Source organism: Agromyces ramosus, assembly GCF_004216665.1.
GTDB lineage: Bacteria > Actinomycetota > Actinomycetes > Actinomycetales > Microbacteriaceae > Agromyces > Agromyces ramosus.
The window spans coordinates 245,935-267,042 of the sequence record NZ_SGWY01000004.1 but is presented as its reverse complement, the minus strand read 5'-3'; the positions used below and the strand labels follow the sequence as shown (position 1 = coordinate 267,042).

Sequence of the window (21,108 nt, the reverse complement as noted above, 5' to 3'; positions counted from 1 at the left end):
GCGACGGGTCCGCGCATGGGCGTCGCGCGATCGCCCGGAGGGCTCAGGTTCGGCGCCCGGCCGCCTCGCCGACCCGGGCCGCGGGCGAGTGCCGACGCGGTCCGAGGCGATGGTGCACGTCGAGGAGCAGCAGCACCAACCCGATCTCGAGGAGCCCCACGGCGAAGTACACCGCCTGCAGCACGCTGAACGGGATGACCGCCATCTGCACGAAGATCCAGATGAGCAGGGCGAAGCCCGCTGCCGCGCCGCCGAACAGCGCCCACGGACGGTGGCGCTCCAGCTCCGCGAACGCGAGCGCATGCCCGCCGCCGATCACCACGGCGAGGAGGAGCCCGGGGACGAGGTACGACGAGAATGGCGACCCCGCGAGGAACTCGGACGGCGGAGTCCACGAGGACGAGAACCCCTCGGAGAGCGCACCGATCATCAGGGCCGCTCCGCCGGCCAGGGCGGTGACGGCGACGAACGCCTGGACCAGCAGCAGCGTGAGCCGGATGCCTCGGTGCTCGATCATGCTCCCAGACTCTCCCGGGCCGACCTCTCGAGACGGGCCGAAGGTCCCCCGGATGCCGCCGCGCCCCGCCTAGCGTCGAGCCGTGCACGCAGGAGCGGTCGGCGCGGTGGGCGGAGTCGGCGCGGGTGCCTCGGACCGCCGGCGTGATCGGCGCGCCCTGCGCTGGATCCTCGCCGTCTCGATCGGGGAGGCCACCGGCTTCGCCGTCGCCGCGGGGACGGCCGTCTTCACGATCGTCGCGGGGATCGACGACCCCCTGCGCCTCGTGCTGGTGATCGCGGCGGGCGCGGTGGAGGGGACGGCACTCGCGATCGGCCAGTACGCCGGGATGCGCGCCGACCGGCCGCGGGCCGGGTGGTGGATCGTCGCCACCGCTTCGGCCGCGGCGTTCGCGTGGACCCTCGGCATGCTCCCGAGCACGCTCGGCATCGACCTCTCGTCGCCGGGGCCGCTCGTCCTGGTCGCGGTCGGCGCCGTGCTGCTGCTCGTGAGCATCCCGATCGCGCAGTGGCTGGTGCTCGCGCGCCCGCGCCCCGCCCGGTGGGTGCCGGTCAACGCCGGGGCATGGCTCGTCGCGATCCTGTGGACGTTCACGCCCTCCCCGTTCATCGACGAACAGAGCCCCGTGGCGCTGGTCGTCGCGCTCTACGTGACGGCCGGTGTGCTCATGGCGGTGACGTTCGCCTGTCTCACGGCGCCGCTCGCCCTCCGGCTCTTCTCACCCGCCGGCATCGCTCGAGGCGGACACGCGGACGAGTGATGGGACGGACACCGGGCGCTCGGCGGTCGATTCGAACGGCACGATGACGACCGGTCCGCCGGCGTTCATGAGGAGATCGCCGTTCGTGCGACCGAGCGGACGGAATCCGCGCGCCCCGGGAGCCGTCGGCCGGCCGCTGACCGTGAGCACTGCTCGTCGGGAGACGCCCGCCAGCGTCTCGCCCGGAGGCGCCGTCGACCGGCGCACGACGATGTCGTCGGAGAGGTCGGACGCCTCCGGGAGGTCCCAGACGATCCGCAGCACCGCCTGCTCCTCGACGGCCGTCGGCCCCTCGGCGCGGACGAGCATCAGGCGCTCCTCGAGGCGCAGCGCCTCGCGCATGGCGAACCTGACCACCTCCGTCCAACCCGGCGGGCCCCCCACGCCGACCGCGACACCGCTGCGCCCATCCGACGCGTCGACCGGCACGACCACCGTCGGCACCGGCGAGACGGCGGCGAGCTGGAGCCCGCGAGAGCCCAGCGCGTGGCCGTGGAACGTCCCCACCTTGTGGGTGCCGATGACCACGGACTCGAACGCGGATGCCTCGGACGCCAGCACGAGCATGGGCGCACCGACGGCGATCGCCGCCGTGACGTCGACCGATCCCGCCCGCTCGCGGGCGAACTCCAGCTCGCGCAGGGCGACGCCTTCAGCCGTGGCTCTGAGCTCGCCGAGGTCGCGATCGCCGATCGCGCCCCACTCGTCGTCGGCGACGATCAGCAGCACGACGCCGGTGCGGATGCTCCGCGCCCGCTCGAGCGCCCACGAGACCGCCGCGCGGCTCGCCAGCGAACCGTCGATCCCGACGAGGATCCGGCTCGGCATACTCGACCACCCCCACGATTCGGCCGGCGGTCGCCGGACTGGGAACGAATGCTCCCAGCGTGCCGCTCACGTGCGACGGATGGCGGGCCGTAGGTCCCGCCGGACCGCGCCATCGCGTCGCTCGTGGGAGCCGTCCGGCGGTGATAGCCTGCCGACATCCCCCGGGGTGGAGGTGAAATGGCGGAGCGATCACCGCTGTCCTTCCCCGATCATCCGAGATCGGAGCTCGACCGGGCGCTCGAGGAGCTCGTGGAGCGCGCGGGCGAGGTCATGCACACCCAGGGGCGGCTTCGCGCCCTGCTCAAGGCGACACAGGCCGTCGTCGAGCCCATCGAGCTGCCGATGGTGCTCGAGCGCATCGTGCACGCGGCGCTCGAGCTGGTCGACGCGGAGTACGGCGCGCTCGGTGTCGTCGCGCCGGGGGGCGGCCTGGAGGAGTTCATCCACGTGGGCATGCCGCCCGAGACGGTGACCGCGATCGGTCACCTCCCCGAGGGTCGCGGGGTGCTCGGGGCCCTCATCGACGACCCCCGGCCGATCCGCCTGGCCAACATCAGCGACGATCCGAGGTCGGTCGGCTTCCCGCCGGGGCATCCGCCGATGAGCGGATTCCTCGGCGTCCCCGTCCGCGTGCGCGACGACGTGTTCGGCAACCTCTACCTGTCGAACCCCCGAGCCGCCGAGTTCACCGCGGAGGACGAGCAGCTCGTCACGGCACTGGCGGCCACGGCGGGGTTCGCCATCGCGAACGCCCGGCTCTTCGACGAGACGAGGATGCGCCAGCTCTGGACGGCGTCCTCGGCCCAGATCGCGTCGTCCCTGCTCGACACCGCCAGCGGCTCGGCGCTGCCCATGCTCGCCGACGAGCTCATCGCGCGCACGACGGCGGAGCGGGTCTGCATCGTGCTGCCCGGGCCCCGACCGTTCACCGTGACGGTCGCCGAGGCCCGCGGCCATGGGGCCGGCGACCTCGCGGAGTCCGAGATCCCCGCCATGCGCACGGCTGCGGGCATCGTGCTCGAGAGCGGCGGGTCCCGGACGCGCCCGGGTGGCCGTCACGACGATCTCGCCGATGCGCTCGCGATCGCCGACGGGGGCGACGTCGGGCCGTCGATGTTCGTCGCGTTGACCAGTTCGCAGCGGGCCTGGGGGGTGCTCGTCGCCGCCCGGTCGCCGGGTCGACCCCATTTCACGGCCGCGGAGCTCGACATCGCCGACGACCTCGCCGCGCGCGTCGGCCTCGCGATCGAGCTCGCGAAGGCCCGCGAGGATCGCCAGCGCGCCCTGCTCGTCGAGGATCGCGCGCGCATCGCCCGCGATCTCCACGACCACGTGATCCAGCAGCTGTTCGGTACGGGCCTGACGCTGCAGGCGGTCGCGGGCGAGATCGACGACGACGGGCTGTCCCGACGGCTCCGCTCGGCGATCACGACGCTCGACGAGAGCATCGCGCAGATCCGCACGATCATCTTCGCGTTGCGGCCGCACGATGAGGCCGTCGGGTCCGTCCGGCGTCGCGTCCTCGAGATCGCCACCCAGTGCTCCGCATCGCTGGCGCATCCCGTCGCGGTCGGCTTCGCTGGACCGCTCGACCTCCTCGTCGAGGGCACCCTCGCCGACGACGTGGCGGCGGTGGCACGCGAACTGCTCACGAACGCGGTGAAGCACGCCGCAGCCGACACCGTCCGGCTCACGGTCGAGGCGGGGGACGAGGTGATCCGGGTCGTCGTCGAGGACGATGGCGCCGGCATCCGCGACGGCGGTCAACGCAGCGGACTGGCCAACCTGCAGGACCGTGCGGAGCGCCGCGGCGGCGCCCTCGAGATCGACTCGGTGCGCGGGCGCACGACCATCGCGTGGAGCGTGCCGACCGAGACCGAGACCGAGGCCGAGTCCGACGCCGACGCCGGCGGCGGTCGATGACGACGCGGATCTTCCTCGTCGACGATCACGAGATCGTGCGCCGCGGCGTCGCCGACCTGCTCGATCGCGAGCCCGACCTCGAGGTGGTCGGCGAGGCGGGCGACGCATCGCATGCCCTCGGCCGGATCGCCGCGACGATGCCGGATGTCGCGATCCTCGACGTGCGGCTGCCCGACGGCGACGGGATCGAGCTGTGCCGCGAGGTGCGCTCACGCCATCCCGAGGTGCGCTGTCTCATCCTCACCGCGTACGACGACGACGAGGCGGCCATGTCGGCGGTGCTCGCGGGCGCTGCGGGCTACGTGCTGAAGAACATCAACGGGTCAACGCTGGTCGACGACGTGCGAGCGGTCGCCGCAGGGCGGTCGCTGCTGCCCGCCGGGGTGACCAGGCGAGTCGCCGCCGGCGCGACCGACGAGGACCGCACCGACCCCCGGTACGGATCGCTGAATCTCCGTGAGCGGCAGGTGCTCGCGCTCATCGCGGAGGGACGCACGAACCGCCAGATCGGCGACGAGCTGGGGCTCGCCGAGAAGACCGTGAAGAACTACGTGTCCGGCCTCCTGCGCAAGCTCGGCCTCGAGCGCCGCACGCAGGCGGCCGTCTACCAGCTCGAGCACCGGCCGCCGAAGTCCACGACGTGAACGGATACCGCGCACGTGCGATCTGGCGTGTCAGCCCCGCTCGGCGGTTCTGGGGCGCTCGAACGTGCGGCCGCGCACCTCGGTGGCCGTGATCCGCACCCAGCGGTCCTTCTCCTCGGGCGCCCACGGCGTGATGCCGAGGCGTTCGGCTGCGGCGACCTCCGACTGGCGGTCGAACTCCTCAGCGGTCCCCTTCACCACGACGCTGAAGGCATCGGTCTCGGTGTAGCCGTCGACCTCGAAGGCGACGTGGTTGCGGATGGTGAGCTCCAGGAGCTTGGTGCCGGGAGAGGTGCGGAACACGATGGTGCGTCCGTCCACCGCGTGGTTCACCGGGAAGATGTCGATCTCGCCCGCGGCCGTCGCCGCCACGCGCCCGAACGGCGCGTCCGCGAGGTGACGCCAGCATTCCTCCTCCGACAGCTCGCGGGTCGGTGTGCGCTCGTCGTCGTCCATGCGTCGAGTCTGCGCTCGGCGGAGCCCGCGGAGCCGGGTCGAAGGTCCCGCAGCATCGCCGTGGCGGCGCTGTCCGGCGGTCGCTCGACGGCGCTCAGCGGCCGTGCACGACGAGCACCGGGCAGTGCGCGTGCTCGGCGACGGCAGCGCTGACCGAGCCGAGCAGCAGTCCGGCGAATCCGCCGTGCCCGCGGCTTCCGACCACGATCATCTCGGCGTGGGTCGATTCGTCGATGAGCGCCTCGGCGGGCCGTCCACGCCGGGTCCGGGTCGCGAACCACTCGGGCGTCACCTCGCCGAACACCTCCTCGGCCGTCCGCCGCACGATGCGTTCGGCGTCGTCCTCCGGCGTCCAGTCGAGCTCGGGGTAGTACCCGCCGTAGACGAACGACGGGTAGTTCCACACGGCGAGCGCGCGGACGTGGAGATCGAGCCGGGGTGCGAGACCGGCCGCGTACCGCAGCGCCGCGATCGAGGAGTTCGAACCGTCGACGCCGACGATCATGGCGGGCGGTCCGGGCTCGGGTTCGGGGTGCGGATCCGGCGGATGCGGGTCGCGCAGGCTCTCGGGCATGCCCGCATCCTCCTCGGATCGCGCGCAGGGGACTGGGCCGAAGGTCACACCGCGCGTTCGCGGCATCCGCTGGCCGTCGACCCGCCGGCCCTACCGGCGCGTCGCGTGCGTGTCAACGCGTTCCCTCGTGCGGCATCCGGTGGTTGGCTCGTTCGAGGACGGAGGTCGCGCATGGTGCGGGAACTGTGGCTCGCGAGGCACGCCGAGAGCGTGGGCAACGTCGCCGCGACGCGGGCGGAGGCCGAACGCCTCGAGGTCATCCCCCTCGACATCCGCGACGCCGACGTCGGCCTCTCGCCGACCGGCGCCGAGCAGGCCGACGCCCTCGGCGACTGGCTGCAGCCGCGGCTGCCCGAGCTCGACACGCTGTGGAGCTCGCCCTACGCCCGGGCGCGCCAGACCCTCGCCGCCGCGCTGGGGGACCAGCACGGCGATCGGGTCGTCTTCGCCGACGAGCGGCTGCGCGATCGGGAGCTGGGCGTGCTCGACCTGCTGACGCACGCCGGGGTGCAGGCCCGCTTCCCCGGCGAGCTCGCGCGCCGCCGGCACCTCGGCAAGTTCTACCACCGGCCGCCGGGCGGTGAGTCGTGGGCGGATGTCGCGCTGCGGTTGCGCTCCTTCTTCCGCGACTTCGAGGCCACCGCGGGCGATCGCGCCTTCGTCATGGCGCACGACGCCATCGTCATGGTGTCGCTCTACGTGCTGCTGGGATTGAGCGAGGCCGAACTGCTGGAGTTCGCGCAGGAGAACCTGGTCGGCAACGCGTCGGTGACGCACCTCGAACGGGTCGACGGACGGTTCCGCCTGGTCGAGTTCGGGAACGTCGACCACCTGCGCGTCGAGGGCGCCCCGGTCACCGCGCACCCCGGAGTCGACGATGTCACGCCCCGGTGAGCCCGTCGGGGTCGATGCGCGGATGCTGCGCGAATGGCCGCTCCCCCCGCCCGGCGGCTCCAAGAACGCGCGCGGGCGGGTGGTGGTGATCGGCGGATCGGAGCATTCGCCAGGCGCCGTCATGCTCGCGGGCATCGCCGCCCTGCGCGTCGGCGCGGGACGGCTGACGTTCGTCACGCCGTCGGCGATCGCCCTGCCCGTGGCCGTCGCGGTGCCCGAAGCCGGCGTGCTCGCACTCTCCGACGGTGGGGCGGATGCCGCGGGCGACCCGCTCGGCGAGCGGGTTCGGTCGGAACTCGCCACCGCGGACGCAGTGCTCGTCGGCCCCGGACTCGACGACCCGGACGTCACCCGGCGCCTGGTGGAGGCGGTGTGCGCGGCGGACGGCGGGGCCACCGCCCTCGTGCTCGACGCCTTCGCGCTCGGAGTGCTGCCCGGGCTCGACGTCGCGTTGCCCCGCGCGGCGGTGCTGAGTCCGAACCTCGACGAGGCGGGCATCCTGCTCGGCGCGCACGCCGGCGACGACCCCGCAGGCGGCGAGGGCGGCGGCGGTCCAGACGCCGACCCCGGCGACATCGCCGCCGCCGTGGCGCGCATCGCGGAACGCTACGGCGCCGTCACGACCTGCTTCGGCGAGGTCGCCGCACCGGGTGACGGCGCCTGGCACGTGGAGGCGGGCGGTCCCGGCCTCGGCACCTCCGGCAGCGGCGACGTGCTCGCGGGCGCGATCGCGGGCCTGCTGGCGCGCGGCGCCGACGCCGCGCAGGCGACGGTCTGGGCGACCCACCTGCACGCGAGCGCCGGCGACCGCCTCGCCGAGCGGATGGCCGACGTGGGGTTCCTCGCGCGCGAGCTCTGCGACGAGCTGCCGCGCGGCCTGGCCGCGAGCGGCTGACGCCGCGGACGCGGTCAGGCGATGCGCTGCAGCGTGGCGTACAGCTCTTCGCTGGTGTGCGTCTCCTGGTCGAGGTTGTCCTGGAGCAATGCGACGGCCTGGGGCGCCTGCATGCCCGAGACCGCGATGATCAGCGACTGGTAGGCCGAGATCTCGTAGTGCTCGTTGCCGAGGGCGCACGACAGGACGACCTGGTCGTGGAGCTTCGGGGCGGTGCGCTCGATCAGCGATCCGGCCTGCCTGCTGATGCCCTTCGTGCTCGGCGAGGGCGCGGTCGCCTCCTTGAGCTCGAGCAGTCGGAACACCTCTCGCAGGTTCGCGATCTGGTCCTTGGTCTCGTCGGCGTGGTGGCGGAACAGCTTCTTGATCTCGGCCGAGCGGGCCGCCTTCGCGAGCTCCCCCAGCGCGGCGAGCGAGTCGTTCTCCATCGTCATCGCCGTTCGCAGCTGGAACCGCAGGAGTTCCTCGGGGGTCTTCAACGTCTGCTGCACCATGGTGCGTCCTCTCGATCCTCACCCGCCTCGGTGCGGGAGGCCATCACGATCGCACCGCCCTGTGGCCGCCGATAGGGGCTTGACGCCGGTCGATGGCTCATCGCCGCCCACAGGAGGGCACGGTGCCCGCACGCGCGAGCGCGTACGTCAAGGGGGCTGTCCCGGGGCGCCGTGGACCGTAGGCTCGCGAGCGAGCACCCGACACGGGGACCCGCTGCTGCGGCATCCGGAGTCGACGGCCGCCGGCCCGGCGCCGCTCACCGATCCGAGGACGTGAAGCCCTGACTGCCGTGGAACCCGAAACCGACGACCGCACCGCACCGGACGCGACGGAGGCAACGCCCCCCGCTGCGACGGAGACCGCCCAGCGCCTCGCCGCCGTCATCTACAACCCCGTGAAGGTCGACGTCGAGGAGCTGCGCGCGGCCATCGCCGCCGAGCCCGCCTCGGCCGACTGGGCCGAGACCGCCTGGTACGAGACAACGGAAGCCGACCCGGGCGGCGGGCAGGCGAAGCAGGCGTTGGAGGCGGGCGCCGACCTGGTCATCGCCGCGGGGGGCGACGGCACCATCCGCGCCGTCGCCGAGGTGCTGGGCGGCACGTCGACGTCGCTCGCCCTGCTGCCGTCGGGCACGGGCAACCTGCTCGCGCGCAACCTCGACCTGACGCTCGACGACATGGAGCACTCCATCCGCACCGCCTTCGACGGCGTCGACCGGCGGATCGACCTCGCCTGGGCCGACATCCGGCGCGAGGGCGGCGGCGTGGAGCGCGCGGCGTACCTCGTCATGGCCGGGTTCGGGCTCGACGCCAAGATGGTCTCGAACACCGACGACGACCTGAAGGCCAAGGTCGGCTGGCTCGCCTACGTCGACGCGATCCGCAAGGCGCTGCGCGAGGAGAACCGCATGCGGATCAAGTACCGCGTCGACGGTCACGGCACCCACAGCGTCTCGGCCCACACGCTCATCATCGGCAACTGCGGGTCGCTGCCCGCCAACATCCTGCTGCTGCCGACCGCGGCCATCGACGACGGCCGGTTCGAGGCGGTCTTCCTGCGGCCCGAGAGCGCGTGGGGCTGGACCCAGATCCTCGTGAAGGTGATCTGGGAGAACGGGGTGCTGCGCCGCACGAGATTGGGTCGCAAGCTCGTCAGCCGCGACGTCGACGCCCTGCGCTACGTGCGCGGGCAGCGGATGGACGTCGTGCTCAGCCACCCCGACGAGATCGAGCTCGACGGCGACACCTTCGGCCGCGCCGAAGCGTTCCGCACGTGGATCGATGCGGGCGCGCTCACCGTGCGCGTGCCGGCCGGCGACGGCGAGCCGACCGCCGAGTGACGGATGCCGCGGCATCCGTCACTCGCGTGAGCGGCCCTCCGCGACGTACGCGAGCCGGTGCAGCGTCTCGCGGTTGCGCAGGAAGAGCATCGGCTCGATGAGGAATCGGGGCACCCACGCCCCGGGGCCCTCGACCGGTTCCTCCTGGAGCCGCACGACGCATCCGGTGCCGCGGGGCCGCACCTCGATCGTCACGCGCGCCTCACCGAGGGGCCAGCCCTTGGCGCGCACCACCGCACGATGCGGCGGGTCCCACTCGAGGCTCACGGTCTCGTCGTCGATCAGCACCGGCCAGACGCCCACCGAGTGCGCGAGCCTGCTCCGCTCGGCCGGCCAGGCGGCGTCGACGTCGCGCATGCGGGATGCCCCGACCACCCAGGTCGGGTAGAGCCAGCCGTCCGCGAGCACACCGAAGACCGCGGTCGGCGGGCAGGACATCGCCCGTACGTTGCGTGACATCGCGCACCTCCCCGGGCCGCATCCACCGGGCCCGAATCGACGCTAGCCCGCACACGCGGTCGCCTCGGGGGGATTGACAGGCGCGACGCCGCCGTCGCCGCTCGCCGTACCCGCTCGACGGCGGCGCGGCAACCCCTCGACGGCCGCCGTCGCCGCGGCCTACGGTCGCAGGACGATCGAATGGAGCAGCGATGGCAGCCGACCCCGAGCTCACCCCGTCCGTCCCCGACACCGGTGAGCAGCCGCCCGATGTGCACGCCACCGGCCGCGGCGGCGACGACATCCCGTTGCCCGAGGAGTTCGAGGAGGGCGGCGAGACCGTCGCGGCGGACACCGCCTCGGGCGGAGCGCCCGAGCCGGCGGGCGACCCGGTTGATGTTGATGAGTGACCGCGAGCGGAGCTCGGGCGACGCCGGCGCCGACGCCGAAGACGTCGGAGAGATCGTCAACCCCGAGGACCTGCCCACCCGCATCGAGGTGAGCGAGCACGACGGCGTCACGCGGATCGACATCGCCGATGACGCCGACATCCGGCCGGGCGAGGTCGACGAAGCCTGATCGCGGCGTGACCGGGCTCTGCCGGCCCGAGCGTCAGCGCGGTGCGAACGCGGCGTGGAAGATCGCCCACGCCCGGCGCGCCACCGCGCGCCGGTCGTCGACGTCCGTGCGGGCGAGCACGTCGGCGAGCATGGTGATCGCGAGCAGCACGTCGTCGGTCGCGACGTGCTCGCCGATGCGGCCGGCCGCGCGTTCGCGTTCGAGCACCGTGCCGGCGACGGCGGCGAGCCGGATGCTGAGGTGCGCGACGTGCTCGTCGTGCCGGTTCGTCCAGATGAGGTCGATGAGGGCGGTCGAGACGACGGCCTGCTCGATGATCGCGTCGAGCAGGTCGTCGAGCGTGGCATCCGGGGGCTCGACGGATGCCTCGAGCTCGTCGATGTTCTCGTCGAACACGGCCACGGCGAGCGCGAGTCGATCGGGGAAGTGCCGGTAGAGGCTGCCCTGCCCGACGCCCGCCTTCTTCGCGACGGCGCTGAACGGCGCCTGCAGGCCGTCGGCGGCGAACACCTCCCGCGCGGCCGCGATGAGCGCCCGGCGATTCCCGGGGCCGGCGGCCGGACCACGATTGGGCTTCGCCGTGCGCGGAACTCCCTTCCCACGTTCAGGCATGGGTGCTACCTTACTACCGGACAACGATGTCCGGTATGGCACGGCCACCGGCGGCCGCCGCAGCAGCGGACAGAGAAGGAAGCAGCATGAGCACCCCCAAGACCCTCACCGGCGACGACTCGATCAAGACCTGGCTCGAGCACCCCGTCGGCGGCCCGATCGTCCGCGACCTGCTCTCGCAGGCCGGCCAGAACCCCGATGTGCTGAAGCCCGTGCAGCGTCTCGCGATCAAGCGCCTCGTGAAGCTGAGCAAGGGCCAGTTCAGCCAGCAGATGGTCGACGACCTCGTCGCACGCGCGGCCGCAGGTGAGGTGCCGGCCGGTGCGGCGGATGCCGCGACCGAGGGCCGCGCGCCCGCCGAGTCCGCTGCCGAGGCGGCCGACGGCGCGCCCGAGGTCGAGCGCCCCGAGTGGATCGAGCGCCTCGACCATGGCCGCTTCTCGGGCCGGACCGTGATCGTGACCGGTGCGGGCTCCGGGATCGGGCGCGCCACCGCGTCGCGCATCGCACGGGAGGGCGGCCGCGTGATCGCCGTCGACGTGTCGCAGGAGCGCCTCGACGAGTTCGCGTCGGAGCACGTCGGCGCCGACATCGTGACCCTCGTGGCCGATATCACCGACGACGCCAAGGTCGCCGAGATCGTCGCGGCGGCGGGCGAGCGCATCGACGGGCTCGCGAACATCGCCGGGATCATGGATGACATGACGCCCATCGGCGAGCTCACCGACGCCGTATGGAAGCGGGTCTTCTCGGTGAACGTCGACGGCACCATGAAGCTCATGCGCGCCGTCGTGCCGACGATGCTCACGCAGGGCATCGGGTCGATCGTGAACACCGCGTCCGAGGCGGCGCTGCGCGGCTCGGCGGCCGGTGTGGCCTACACCGCGTCCAAGCACGCCGTGGTGGGACTCACGAAGTCGACCGCGTTCATGTACGGCCCGAGCGGCCTGCGCGTGAACGCCGTGGCCCCCGGCCCGACCATCACGAACATCGAGGCGACCTTCGCCTCGCCGCTGGGCGCCGAGCGCGTGCGCCAGGCCATGGCGATCCTGCCCGATGCCGCAGAGGCCGAGGCCCTCGCCGCGTCGATCACGTTCCTCCTGAGCGACGACGGCGTGAACGTCAACGGCGTCGTGCTCGCGTCGGACGGCGGCTGGTCGGCGGCGTGAGCCGCGAATGACCGATGGGCCGGCACGCGACACCGTGCCGGCCCATCGGGCGGTCAACGCGTGCCCGGCCCCACCGTCTCCCACGCCTCCCTGAGGAGGTCGTCGAAGGCATCGTCGAGCTCGTCGACCGAGCCGAACGTCAACCGATGCATCGTGACCTTCTTCGTGGTCGGGAACGCCGTTCGCAGCTTCGGGTGCTCGGCGCGCCGCAGCAACTCGATGCCCACCTCGAGCCAGTGGCTCTTGACGTAGGCGCTCGCGAAGACGCGCCTGCGGGCGAACGAGACGTCGGTGCGGTTCACCCGCATCTCGACGTCGCCGAGGGCGAGCCCCCGGTCGCGGAACGCCTCGAGCTTCCCGAGGTCCTCGGGCGAGAGCCCGTCGGTCAGCTCCTCCCAGGTCGCGCGCGCCATCCGTCACCCCCCGCTCCGGTCACCTGTTGGGCAGGTTACTCCCGGGCCGCGGCAGCCGTGGCATCCGTCGTACGCTACTCGTCATGCGCTTCGGAACGCTCGACTTCACGGCGGCCGCCGACTCCGCCGAGCTGCTCGCGGCGCCGACGGCCGCCGCGATCGAGGCAGCGGATGCCGCGGACGCCGCCGACGTGCTGGTCGCGGCCATCGACCCCGGCCTGGCCGACACCGCCGCGTTCTGCGCGAATTACGAGATCTCGATGGCCGACGGCGCCAACTGCGTCATCGTGCAGGCCCGACGCGGCGAGCGCACCTGGTATGCCGCGTGCCTCGTGCGCGGGTCGGACCGCGCCGACGTGAACGGCGTCGTGCGGCGCCACCTCGACGCGCGGAAGCTCTCGTTCGCGTCGATGGACGACGCGGTCGCACTGACCGGCATGGAGTACGGCGGCATCACGCCCCTGGGCCTGCCCGCCGACTGGGCGATCCTGGTCGACGAGTCGGTCGCGGCGCACGAGCGCCTGATCATCGGCAGCGGCATCCGCGGTTCGAAGCTCCTCGTGACGGGGGCGTTCCTGGCGTCGCTGCCGAACGTCGAGGTGCTGGCGATCGCGCAGGCGGGCTGAGCGAGGCGCCCGGGCTTGACGTGTCGGCGGGCGGGTGCAGACTGGCAGCATGTGCGGACGCTTCGCCAACGACGCCAAGGTCGACGAGATGATCCAGGAGTTCGTCGCCCAGGGGGGCGACTACCGCGACTGGGTGCCGCAGTACTCGATCGCTCCGACGCAGGTCGTGCCGATCGTCCGCGAGCGGCAGAACACGGAGTCGGGCGAGGTCACCAGGTCGGTGGATGCCGCGGTGTGGAACTTCCACCCCTCGTTCATGAAGGACTCGAAGCGACCGCAGTTCAACACCAGAATCGAGACGGTGGCCACGAACGGACTGTGGAAGGGCGCCTTCGCATCGTCGCGGTGCCTCGTGCCGATGCGCGGCTACTACGAGTGGACGGGCGAGCCGGGTGACAAGCAGGCGTGGTTCCTGCACGGCGAGCAACCCATGCTCGCCGCGGCCGGCATCTACACGGCGCGCAAGGTCGGCGACGAGTGGGAGGTCTCCACGTCGATCATCACGCGGGAGGCCCGGGACGCGTCGGGTGAGATCCACGACCGCATGCCCGTGTTCCTCGAGCGCGACGTGTGGGACGACTACCTGGCCCCGGTCAAGCTCGACGACTCGGGCAAGGAGGAGATGGTGTCGATGCTCACCGCGGAGTCCGAGAAGGTGGCGTCGACGATCTCGACCTACGAGGTCGACCGCCGTGTCAACAACTCCCGCACCGTCGACCCGACCGACGCGACGCTCATCGAGCCGCTCGACGCCTGAGCGGATTCCGGCTCCGCGCGCCGAGCGCGCCGACCGAGCCCACCTCCTTGCGCAGCCGGCCTCCAGTCGCAACCCGTGGTGCGCTCCCGTGCCACGCGTGTACAACGGGGCGATGAGCACCTCCGACCGTGTCCGCGCCGTCCTCTTTGACATCGACGGCACGCTCGTCGACTCGAACTACCTGCACGTCGACGCCTGGCAGCGCGCTCTCGCGGAGCAGGACGTCCACGCCGACGCATGGCGGATCCATCGGGCCATCGGGCAGGATGCCTCGCGGCTGGTCGCGTCATTGGCCGGCGAGCGCGACGACGCGTGGGTCGAACGGGCGAAGGAGTCCCATTCCGCGCACTACCGCGAACTCGCGGAGCGCCTGCGGGCGTTCGACGGCACGGCCCCGCTGCTGCGGGCGGTGTCGGCCCGCGGCATCCGCATCGTGCTCGCCACGTCCGCGCCCGGTGACGAACTCGAGCTGCTCCTCGCGACGCTCGCCGACGCGCGCGAGGCCGTGCACGCGACGACCTCCGCCGAGGACGTCGACCGGGCCAAGCCCGACCCGGCCCTCATCGCGGTGGCCCTCGAACGGGCCGGCGCGGCGCCGTCGGAGGCGGTCTTCGTCGGCGACTCGACGTGGGACATGATCGCGGCAGGCCGCGCCGGTCTCGCCGCCTTCGGGCTCCGCTCGGGAGGGGTCTCGGACGCCGAGCTGACGGATGCCGGTGCGCAGGCCGTGTACGACGACCCCGCCGACCTCGAGCGCCACCTCGGCGACGTCGTCGAGCCGTGACACCCGTTGGCGGAGACTGGAGGAACGATGAGCTCGTGGACCGAGGATGAACTGCGCCGCATCGCCGGCGCGGAGGAGCTGAAGATCGCGTCGTACCGGCGTGACGGGTCGCTGCGCCCGTACGTCACCATCTGGGTCGTGCGCGCCGGCGACGATGTGGTCGTGCGATCGGCCTACGGTCCCGACAACGGCTGGTTCCGGCGCGCAACGGCGAGCGGCCGCGGTCGCATCCGGGCCGGCGGCGTCGAGCGCGACGTCGAGTTCGCGGATGCCGCGCCCGACGCCCACGCGGCGATCGACGCCGCGTACCACGAGAAGTACGACCGCTACGGGCCGCGGATCGTGAACACCGTGGTGGGCGACCAGGTGATCGACACGACCTTCCGGCTCGTGCCCTCCGCGGACTGAGCCCGCGGACGACGGTGGTCGACTTCGCGCGCGGGTGATCGCTCCGAACCGCGTCTACGATCGGACGGTGCTCCTCTTCGCCGCGATCCTGCTGTTCGCCAACGCCCTCTTCAACGCCATCGCGTGGCCGCGCTTCTACCCGCGCATCGCCGCCGACCCGCGGGCCCGCGACGCCGACGGCCGACGCACGGCCTTCTACACCGTGCACGTGGTGCTCATCGTGATCGCGCTCGTGCTCGCCGCGGCATCCGCCGTCACCGGCGTCGTCATCCTGCTCTGAGCACGCTCACTCGAACAGCGGCGAGAGGAAGCGTCGCTCGTACCTGCGGATGCACTTCGTCTCGGTCGCGAATCGGAGGGCGTCGAGGCACTCGGCGTCCTCCGCGGCGGCCGCACGGTACTGCTCGTACGACGCGAGCGACGGGAAGGTGAGTGCGAACGCCTCGTCGCTGTCGCCCTCGCTCGGGAGGAAGTAGCCGTGGTGCGTGCCGCCGAGCCGGTTCACGAGGTGGATCCAGCGACGTCCGTAATCCGCGAACTCCGCCTGCTTGTCGGGGTCGATCTCATAACGGAGGTGCACGGTGATCATGGTTGCGCCCATTTCGTCGGCTCGGGATGGTCTTCATGAGACTGCCACAGCCGACCGCGGTCGGTCATCGGGCCGATCCGTCGGGCACCCGGGCGAAGCGCGGCACGGTGCGACCGTCTCGCTCGACGAGCTCGGCGAACATCGCCGCGGGACGCACCCAGTGGGCGTAGTCGCCGTAGAGCTGGCGGTACACCACGAACTCCTCCTCGGTCTCGCTGTGGCGCGCGACGAAGAGCACCTCGTACGCATCGCCCTTGTAGTGCTCGTAGACCCCGGGCTCGATCGCGTGGGGCGCGCTCGCTTCGCTCATCGCCCCATGCTACGGAGCCCGCGGAGACGGAAACGGCCCCGATCGATGATCGGGGTCGGGACTGCGTGGTGCGCGAGGGGGGACTTGAACCCCCACACCCTTGCGAGTACTGGCACCTGAAGCCAGCGCGTCTGCCAATTCCGCCACTCGCGCACGTGTGGATGCACCGGAGTGCGTCCAACCACGAGAGACTAACATCTCGCGGCGCGCAGCACCATTCGGGCCCGGGCTCCGATGGCGCCGGATGACCGGGCGGATGCCGGGCGGATGCCGCGAGCTCGCTCCGTGATTCCTCGGAGTCCGCCTTCGGCCTCGCGCTCGCCCGCCACCGGGAATAGCATCGATCAGCGGTACCGGTGCCCTGACCGATGCGACGAAAGGACGGCGGTGACCTCGCCCGACAACTCCCCCACTCCCCCGACTCCCGTCGATCCGCGCGACGCCGACCTCAGCGGCATCCGCGGCTGGCTGTTCGACCTCGACGGCGTGCTCACGCCCACCGCGGTGGTGCACATGCACGCGTGGTCGCGGCTCTTCACGCCGTTCCTCGAGGCGCACGGCGCGAAGCCGTACTCCGACGACGACTACTTCGCCTACATCGACGGCAAGCCCCGCTACGACGGGGTGCGGTCGCTGCTCGAGAGCCGCGGCATCCGCCTCGAAGAGGGCGAGGTGACGGATGCCCCGACCGCCGACACGGTGCACGGACTCGGCAATCGCAAGAACGACGCGTTCAACGCCACGCTCGCCGAGGAGGGCGTGACCGCGTATCCGGGCAGCGTCGCGCTGCTCGACGCCGTGACGCGAGCCGGCGCCGCGATCGCCGTCGTCTCGAGCTCGAAGAACGCCCCCGCCGTACTCGCTGCCGCGGGCCTCGCCGACCGCTTCGAGGTCGTGGTCGACGGCGCCGTCGCCGCCCGCGAGGGCATCCCCGGCAAGCCGGAGCCCGACATGTTCGAGCGCGCCGCCGAGCTGCTCGGGCTGCCCACCGAGGCCTGCGCCGTCGTCGAGGACGCGGAGTCGGGCGTGAAGGCCGGCGCGGCCGGAGAGTTCGGTATCGTCGTCGGCGTCGACCGCGGCGTCGGCCGCGAGGCGCTCGAAGAGCTCGGCGCCGATGTGATCGTCGACGACCTCGACGAGCTGCTGCCCGCGGTCGAGCGCGCTGCCGCGGCATCCGCCCCCGAATCCCCCGCACCGAGCACCACCCGAGAGGACCCCTCATGAGGTTCGCCGACCACGACCCGCTGAACCGCAGCCGGTTCCCCATCGACGAGTGGGCGCTCGTCGAGACGGACTTCGGCCTCGCCGACATGGGCCGAACCGAGACGCTGTTCGCCGTCGGCAACGGGTACCTCGGCCTCCGCGGCAACGTCGAGGAGGGCCGCGACGGCCACTTCCATGGCACGTTCGTGAACGGGTTCCACGAGACGTGGCCCATCCGGCACGCCGAGGAGGCGTTCGGGTTCGCCCGTGTCGGCCAGACGATCGTGAACGCACCCGACGCGAAGGTCATCCGCCTCTACGTCGACGACGAGCCGCTGGTGCTCACCGTGGCCGAGCTCCTCTCCTACGAGCGGCGCCTCGACTTCCGGCTCGGCGCGCTGAGCCGCTCGATCGAGTGGCGCACGCCGTCGGGCAAGCGCGTGCTCATCACGAGCCGGCGCATGGTCTCGTTCACCGACCGCCACCTGGCCGTGCTCGACTACGAGGTCGAGATGCTCGACTCGGATGCCGCCGTGACCATCTCGAGCCAGATCCTCAACCGCCAGGACGGACGCGACGAGTACCGCTCGGGCGTCACCGAGACGCCGGCCGGATTCGACCCGCGCAAGGCCGAGCAGTTCATCGAGCGCGTGCTGCAGCCGCGGGTGAAGCGCGCCGAGGGCTCGCGGTACATGCTCGGGTACCAGACCACCAACTCGGGCATGACGATCGCGATCGGCGCCGAGCACTCGATCGCCACCGAGAACCAGTTCACCGAATCCGGCTCGATCGGCGACGACCTCGCCAAGCACATCTACCGGGTGCACGCCAAGCAGGGCAAGCCGATCCGCCTCACCAAGACGATCAGCTACCACACGGCCCGCACCGTGCCCGCACGAGAGCTCGTCGACCGCAGCGACCGCACGCTCGACCGGGCCGCGGAGCTCGGCGTCGCCGAGATCTTCGAGCAGCAGCGGTCGTGGCTCGACGACTACTGGGCCCGCTCCGACGTCGAGGTCGCCGACCAGCCGGCGGTCCAGCAGGCCATCCGATGGAACCTCTTCCAGCTCGCCCAGGCCAGCGCCCGCACCGACGGCGACGGCGTCGCCGCCAAGGGTGTCTCCGGCTCGGGCTACGGCGGCCACTACTTCTGGGACAGCGAGATCTACGTCCTCCCGTTCCTCAGCTACACGGCCCCGATCGTCGCACGCAACGTGCTCCGCTTCCGGCAGCGGATGCTCGACGCCGCCCGCGCCCGGGCGCTCGAGCTCAACCAGCGCGGGGCCCTGTTCCCGTGGCGCACGATCAACGGACAGGAGTCGTCGGCGTACTACGCCGCCGGCACCGCGCAGTACCACATCGACGCCGACATCTCCTATGCGCTCTGCCAGTACGTCGCGGCCACGGGCGACGAGGACTTCCTCGGCCGTGGCGCGATCGACATCCTCGTCGAGACCGCCCGCATGTGGGAGGACCTGGGCTTCTGGCGGTCCAACGCCGACGACGTGTTCCACATCCACGGCGTCACCGGGCCCGACGAGTACACGACGGTCGTGAACGACAACCTGTACACGAACGTGATGGCGCGCTTCAACCTCGCGTCGGCGGCCGCGGCGGTCGACAACCTGCAGGTGCACGACCCGGTCGCCTACCACAAGCTCGTGACGCGCCTCGAGGTGACGCCCGCCGAGGTCGCGAGCTGGCGTCGGGCGGCGGCGCACATGCACATCCCGTACGACGAGCAGCTCGGCATCCACCCGCAGGACTCGGCGTTCCTGCAGAAGGAGCTGTGGGACCTCGAGAACACGCCGGAGGACCGCCGTCCGCTCCTGCTGCACTACCACCCGCTGGTCATCTACCGGTTCCAGGTGCTGAAGCAGGCCGACGTGGTGCTCGCCCTCTACCTGCAGGGCGACCGGTTCACCACCGAGATGAAGCGCGCGAACTTCGAGTACTACGACCCGCTGACCACGGGCGACTCGACGCTGTCCGCGGTCGTGCAGTCGATCATCGCGGCGGAGGTGGGCTACCACGAGCTCGCGATCCGCTACTTCCGCTCGGCGCTGTTCGTCGACCTCGCCGACCTGCACCACAACGCGGCCGACGGGGTGCACGTGGCCTCGACCGGCGGCGTGTGGAGCGCCCTCGTCGCGGGCTTCGGCGGGTTCCGCGACCACAACGGCGTCTTCGCCTTCGACCCGCGCCTGCCCGACGCGTGGTCGAAGCTCACCTTCCGCATCACGCTTCGCGACACGCGTCTGCGGGTGACGGTCGAGCCCCAGTCGATCTCGTTCACGGTCGAGGTCGGCGACGAGGCTCGCGTGCGGGTGCGCGGCGCCGAGGTCGTGGTCTCCGCGGATGCCCCGGTCACCGTGCCGCTCGACGGCCAGGGCCCTCGCCTCTACGGCGCGCCGACCATGCGCGACGTCACGGGTTCGCGGCGAGCCGACGGCACGCTGCTCACCGCGTCGATGCCCACGCTGTCGCTCGATCTCGACGAGGAGGATACGGTCGTGCCCGTCGACTGAACGCGGGCGTTCACAGCCGCTGCGGCTACCATGTCACACAATCACGGAACGGGATCGGGAGACCTGTGGGCCTACTGGACAACTTCGAGAAGGGTCTCGAACGCGCCGTCAACGGCGCCTTCGCGAAGACCTTCCGCTCGGGGCTGCAGCCCGTCGAGATCACCGCGGCGCTGAAGCGCGAGATCGACACGAAGGCGGCGGTCGTCTCTCGCGACCGCGTGCTCGTGCCGAACACGTTCGCGGTGCGCATGTCGCCGACCGACCACGACCGCATGGCGGGCCTCGGGCCGGCCCTCGTCGACGAGCTCACCGACCTCGTGCAGAAGCACGCCGCGAGCCAGCGCTTCCAGTTCGCGGGCGGCATCTCGATCACCCTCCAGCCCGACCCCGGGCTCTCCGAGGGCATGGTGCAGGTCGACTCCCGCAACGTAAAGGGGCAGGTGGCCTGGACGCCGGTGCTCGACGTGGCCGGCAAGCGGTACCCGATCCTGAAGGGCCGCACCGTCATCGGCCGCGGCAGCGAGGCCGACGTCACCCTCGACGATTCCGGCGCCTCGCGGCGCCATGCCGAGGTGCAGTGGGACGGCACCCGGGCGCGCGTGCGCGACCTCGGCTCCACGAACGGCACCCAGCTGAACGGCGCTCCCGTGAAGGAGGCGGTGCTCGAGCCCGATTCGGTCATCACGATCGGCCGTTCCCGCATCGTGTTCCGCGTGCTCGCGCAGGCGTCGGCGGCCGACGCCGGTCGTAGCGTCGACCCGGCGACCCAGCGCCACGACATGGGCGGGTTCTGGGGGCCCGGCGAATGAGCGAACTCACCCTCCTGGTCCTCCAGCTCGGATTCCTGCTGCTGCTCTGGGTCTTCATCTTCGCCATCGTCTACTCGTTGCGCAGCGACCTGTTCGGGCAGCGCGTGCGCAAGCTGCAGCCGGATGCCGCGGCCGCGTCGCCCGCGCCGGCGTCGCCCTTCCCCGGCTCGCCCGCCGCCGCGGCGGCCGCCTCGGCACCCACGGCCGCCGTCTCCCATCCGGCAGCGCCCGCCTCCGGGCCGGGCGGGGAGACCGCGTCCACCGACAACGCCAGCCGCCTCGTCATCACAAGCGGGCAGAAGGCCGGCGCCGAATTCCCGCTCGGACGCGACGAGATCACGATCGGCCGCTCCAGCGACTCGGCGATCATCATCCGCGACGACTACACGTCGACCCATCACGCACGCCTCATGCTGTGGAACGGCCGCTGGATGCTCCAGGACCTCGATTCCACGAACGGCACCTTCCTCAACGGCTCCCGAGTGACCGTGCCGACCCCCATCCCGCTCGGAGCCACCGTCAAGGTCGGAGCGACGACGTTCGAGCTGCGGCGGTAGG

Annotated in this window: 28 protein-coding genes and 1 tRNA gene; 18 read left to right on the top strand and 11 right to left on the bottom strand. The window is 72.0% G+C overall.

Annotation, left to right across the window (positions count from 1 at the left end; genetic code table 11):
- Positions 1–43 precede the first annotated feature (43 nt).
- Positions 44–517, bottom strand: a complete 474-nt coding sequence (locus EV187_RS17535) for a hypothetical protein (RefSeq protein WP_207221883.1) — start codon at positions 515–517, stop codon at positions 44–46.
- 82 nt (positions 518–599) lie between these two features.
- Between EV187_RS17535 and EV187_RS17530 the strand changes: the two genes are divergently transcribed.
- On the top strand, positions 600–1,277 hold the full coding sequence (locus EV187_RS17530) for a hypothetical protein (RefSeq protein ID WP_130354357.1): 678 nt from the start codon (positions 600–602) through the stop codon (positions 1,275–1,277).
- Here EV187_RS17530 and EV187_RS17525 read toward each other — a convergent pair.
- Positions 1,236–2,105 (bottom strand): universal stress protein, encoded by an 870-nt coding sequence (locus EV187_RS17525; protein WP_130354356.1) that lies wholly within the window; start codon positions 2,103–2,105, stop codon positions 1,236–1,238. The genes EV187_RS17530 and EV187_RS17525 overlap by 42 nt on opposite strands.
- Before the next feature lie 177 nt (positions 2,106–2,282).
- On the opposite strand from EV187_RS17525, the gene EV187_RS17520 reads away from it, so the two are divergent.
- Both EV187_RS17520 and EV187_RS17515 read left to right on the top strand, forming a co-directional pair.
- On the top strand, positions 2,283–4,028 hold the full coding sequence (locus tag EV187_RS17520) for a sensor histidine kinase (RefSeq protein WP_130354355.1): 1,746 nt from the start codon (positions 2,283–2,285) through the stop codon (positions 4,026–4,028).
- Positions 4,025–4,672, top strand: a complete 648-nt coding sequence (locus tag EV187_RS17515) for a response regulator (RefSeq protein ID WP_130354354.1) — start codon at positions 4,025–4,027, stop codon at positions 4,670–4,672. The genes EV187_RS17520 and EV187_RS17515 overlap by 4 nt, the downstream gene beginning before the upstream one ends.
- Before the next feature lie 30 nt (positions 4,673–4,702).
- Here EV187_RS17515 and EV187_RS17510 read toward each other — a convergent pair whose 3' ends face one another.
- Complete coding sequence (locus tag EV187_RS17510) at positions 4,703–5,128, bottom strand: pyridoxamine 5'-phosphate oxidase family protein (RefSeq protein WP_130354353.1); 426 nt, start codon at positions 5,126–5,128, stop codon at positions 4,703–4,705.
- 94 nt (positions 5,129–5,222) lie between these two features.
- Positions 5,223–5,702, bottom strand: a complete 480-nt coding sequence (locus EV187_RS17505; protein ID WP_207221882.1) for a universal stress protein — start codon at positions 5,700–5,702, stop codon at positions 5,223–5,225.
- A gap of 171 nt (positions 5,703–5,873) precedes the next feature.
- On the opposite strand from EV187_RS17505, the gene EV187_RS17500 reads away from it, so the two are divergent.
- On the top strand, positions 5,874–6,596 hold the full coding sequence (locus tag EV187_RS17500) for a histidine phosphatase family protein (RefSeq protein WP_130354352.1): 723 nt from the start codon (positions 5,874–5,876) through the stop codon (positions 6,594–6,596).
- Complete coding sequence (locus tag EV187_RS17495) at positions 6,580–7,491, top strand: ADP-dependent NAD(P)H-hydrate dehydratase (protein ID WP_130354351.1); 912 nt, start codon at positions 6,580–6,582, stop codon at positions 7,489–7,491. The genes EV187_RS17500 and EV187_RS17495 overlap by 17 nt, the downstream gene beginning before the upstream one ends.
- Before the next feature lie 14 nt (positions 7,492–7,505).
- Here the strand turns inward: EV187_RS17495 and EV187_RS17490 are convergent, their stop codons facing one another.
- Entirely contained in the window at positions 7,506–7,985 is a 480-nt protein-coding gene (locus tag EV187_RS17490; protein WP_130354350.1) for a YciE/YciF ferroxidase family protein, read from the bottom strand.
- Positions 7,986–8,275: 290 nt separating this feature from the next.
- On the opposite strand from EV187_RS17490, the gene EV187_RS17485 reads away from it, so the two are divergent.
- Positions 8,276–9,325, top strand: a complete 1,050-nt coding sequence (locus EV187_RS17485) for a diacylglycerol/lipid kinase family protein (RefSeq protein WP_207221881.1) — start codon at positions 8,276–8,278, stop codon at positions 9,323–9,325.
- A gap of 18 nt (positions 9,326–9,343) precedes the next feature.
- Here the strand turns inward: EV187_RS17485 and EV187_RS17480 are convergent, their stop codons facing one another.
- A complete protein-coding gene (locus tag EV187_RS17480) occupies positions 9,344–9,784 on the bottom strand; it encodes an SRPBCC family protein (RefSeq protein WP_130354349.1) in 441 nt (146 codons plus the stop codon).
- A 191-nt stretch (positions 9,785–9,975) separates the two neighbouring features.
- Here EV187_RS17480 and EV187_RS17475 point away from each other — a divergent pair, with 191 nt between their 5' ends.
- Together EV187_RS17475 and EV187_RS18625 are read left to right on the top strand one after the other, a co-directional pair.
- On the top strand, positions 9,976–10,173 hold the full coding sequence (locus EV187_RS17475; RefSeq protein WP_130354348.1) for a hypothetical protein: 198 nt from the start codon (positions 9,976–9,978) through the stop codon (positions 10,171–10,173).
- Positions 10,166–10,342: a multidrug transporter gene (locus EV187_RS18625; RefSeq protein ID WP_207221880.1), complete on the top strand. Its 177-nt coding sequence runs from the start codon at positions 10,166–10,168 to the stop codon at positions 10,340–10,342. The genes EV187_RS17475 and EV187_RS18625 overlap by 8 nt, the downstream gene beginning before the upstream one ends.
- Positions 10,343–10,375: 33 nt before the next feature.
- Here EV187_RS18625 and EV187_RS17465 read toward each other — a convergent pair whose 3' ends face one another.
- Positions 10,376–10,954: a TetR/AcrR family transcriptional regulator gene (locus EV187_RS17465; protein ID WP_130354347.1), complete on the bottom strand. Its 579-nt coding sequence runs from the start codon at positions 10,952–10,954 to the stop codon at positions 10,376–10,378.
- An 86-nt stretch (positions 10,955–11,040) separates the two neighbouring features.
- On the opposite strand from EV187_RS17465, the gene EV187_RS17460 reads away from it, so the two are divergent.
- A complete protein-coding gene (locus EV187_RS17460; RefSeq protein WP_130354346.1) occupies positions 11,041–12,123 on the top strand; it encodes an SDR family NAD(P)-dependent oxidoreductase in 1,083 nt (360 codons plus the stop codon).
- A 53-nt stretch (positions 12,124–12,176) separates the two neighbouring features.
- Here EV187_RS17460 and EV187_RS17455 read toward each other — a convergent pair whose 3' ends face one another.
- A complete protein-coding gene (locus EV187_RS17455; RefSeq protein ID WP_130354345.1) occupies positions 12,177–12,536 on the bottom strand; it encodes a DUF5655 domain-containing protein in 360 nt (119 codons plus the stop codon).
- 83 nt (positions 12,537–12,619) lie between these two features.
- Here EV187_RS17455 and EV187_RS17450 point away from each other — a divergent pair, with 83 nt between their 5' ends.
- From EV187_RS17450 to EV187_RS17430, 5 genes are all read left to right on the top strand, one after another.
- Positions 12,620–13,162 carry a YbaK/EbsC family protein gene (locus EV187_RS17450; RefSeq protein ID WP_130354344.1) on the top strand — a complete coding sequence of 181 codons (543 nt, stop codon included), beginning with the start codon at positions 12,620–12,622 and terminating at the stop codon, positions 13,160–13,162.
- A gap of 49 nt (positions 13,163–13,211) precedes the next feature.
- Positions 13,212–13,919, top strand: coding sequence for an SOS response-associated peptidase (locus EV187_RS17445; protein ID WP_130354343.1), 708 nt, complete (start codon positions 13,212–13,214; stop codon positions 13,917–13,919).
- 112 nt (positions 13,920–14,031) lie between these two features.
- Entirely contained in the window at positions 14,032–14,703 is a 672-nt protein-coding gene (locus EV187_RS17440; protein WP_130354342.1) for an HAD family hydrolase, read from the top strand.
- A 27-nt stretch (positions 14,704–14,730) separates the two neighbouring features.
- Positions 14,731–15,111 (top strand): DUF2255 family protein, encoded by a 381-nt coding sequence (locus EV187_RS17435; protein WP_130354341.1) that lies wholly within the window; start codon positions 14,731–14,733, stop codon positions 15,109–15,111.
- Positions 15,112–15,178: 67 nt separating this feature from the next.
- Positions 15,179–15,391, top strand: a complete 213-nt coding sequence (locus EV187_RS17430) for an SCO4848 family membrane protein (protein ID WP_130354340.1) — start codon at positions 15,179–15,181, stop codon at positions 15,389–15,391.
- Between the two features lie 6 nt (positions 15,392–15,397).
- On the opposite strand, the gene EV187_RS17425 is transcribed toward EV187_RS17430, so the two are convergent.
- From EV187_RS17425 to EV187_RS17415, 3 genes are all read right to left on the bottom strand, one after another.
- Complete coding sequence (locus tag EV187_RS17425) at positions 15,398–15,700, bottom strand: NIPSNAP family protein (protein ID WP_130354339.1); 303 nt, start codon at positions 15,698–15,700, stop codon at positions 15,398–15,400.
- A gap of 64 nt (positions 15,701–15,764) precedes the next feature.
- On the bottom strand, positions 15,765–16,010 hold the full coding sequence (locus EV187_RS17420; RefSeq protein ID WP_130354338.1) for a DUF1653 domain-containing protein: 246 nt from the start codon (positions 16,008–16,010) through the stop codon (positions 15,765–15,767).
- A 66-nt stretch (positions 16,011–16,076) separates the two neighbouring features.
- Positions 16,077–16,163, bottom strand: a tRNA-Leu gene (locus EV187_RS17415).
- Between the two features lie 234 nt (positions 16,164–16,397).
- Here EV187_RS17415 and EV187_RS17410 point away from each other — a divergent pair.
- From EV187_RS17410 to EV187_RS17395, 4 genes are all read left to right on the top strand, one after another.
- Entirely contained in the window at positions 16,398–17,234 is an 837-nt protein-coding gene (locus EV187_RS17410) for an HAD family hydrolase (protein WP_423190903.1), read from the top strand.
- Positions 17,231–19,741: a glycoside hydrolase family 65 protein gene (locus tag EV187_RS17405; RefSeq protein WP_130354336.1), complete on the top strand. Its 2,511-nt coding sequence runs from the start codon at positions 17,231–17,233 to the stop codon at positions 19,739–19,741. The genes EV187_RS17410 and EV187_RS17405 overlap by 4 nt, the downstream gene beginning before the upstream one ends.
- A 65-nt stretch (positions 19,742–19,806) precedes the next feature.
- Complete coding sequence (locus tag EV187_RS17400; protein ID WP_130354335.1) at positions 19,807–20,550, top strand: FhaA domain-containing protein; 744 nt, start codon at positions 19,807–19,809, stop codon at positions 20,548–20,550.
- Positions 20,547–21,107, top strand: coding sequence for an FHA domain-containing protein FhaB/FipA (locus tag EV187_RS17395; protein ID WP_130354334.1), 561 nt, complete (start codon positions 20,547–20,549; stop codon positions 21,105–21,107). Before EV187_RS17400 ends, EV187_RS17395 begins: the two co-directional genes overlap by 4 nt.
- Position 21,108: the final 1 nt, after the last annotated feature.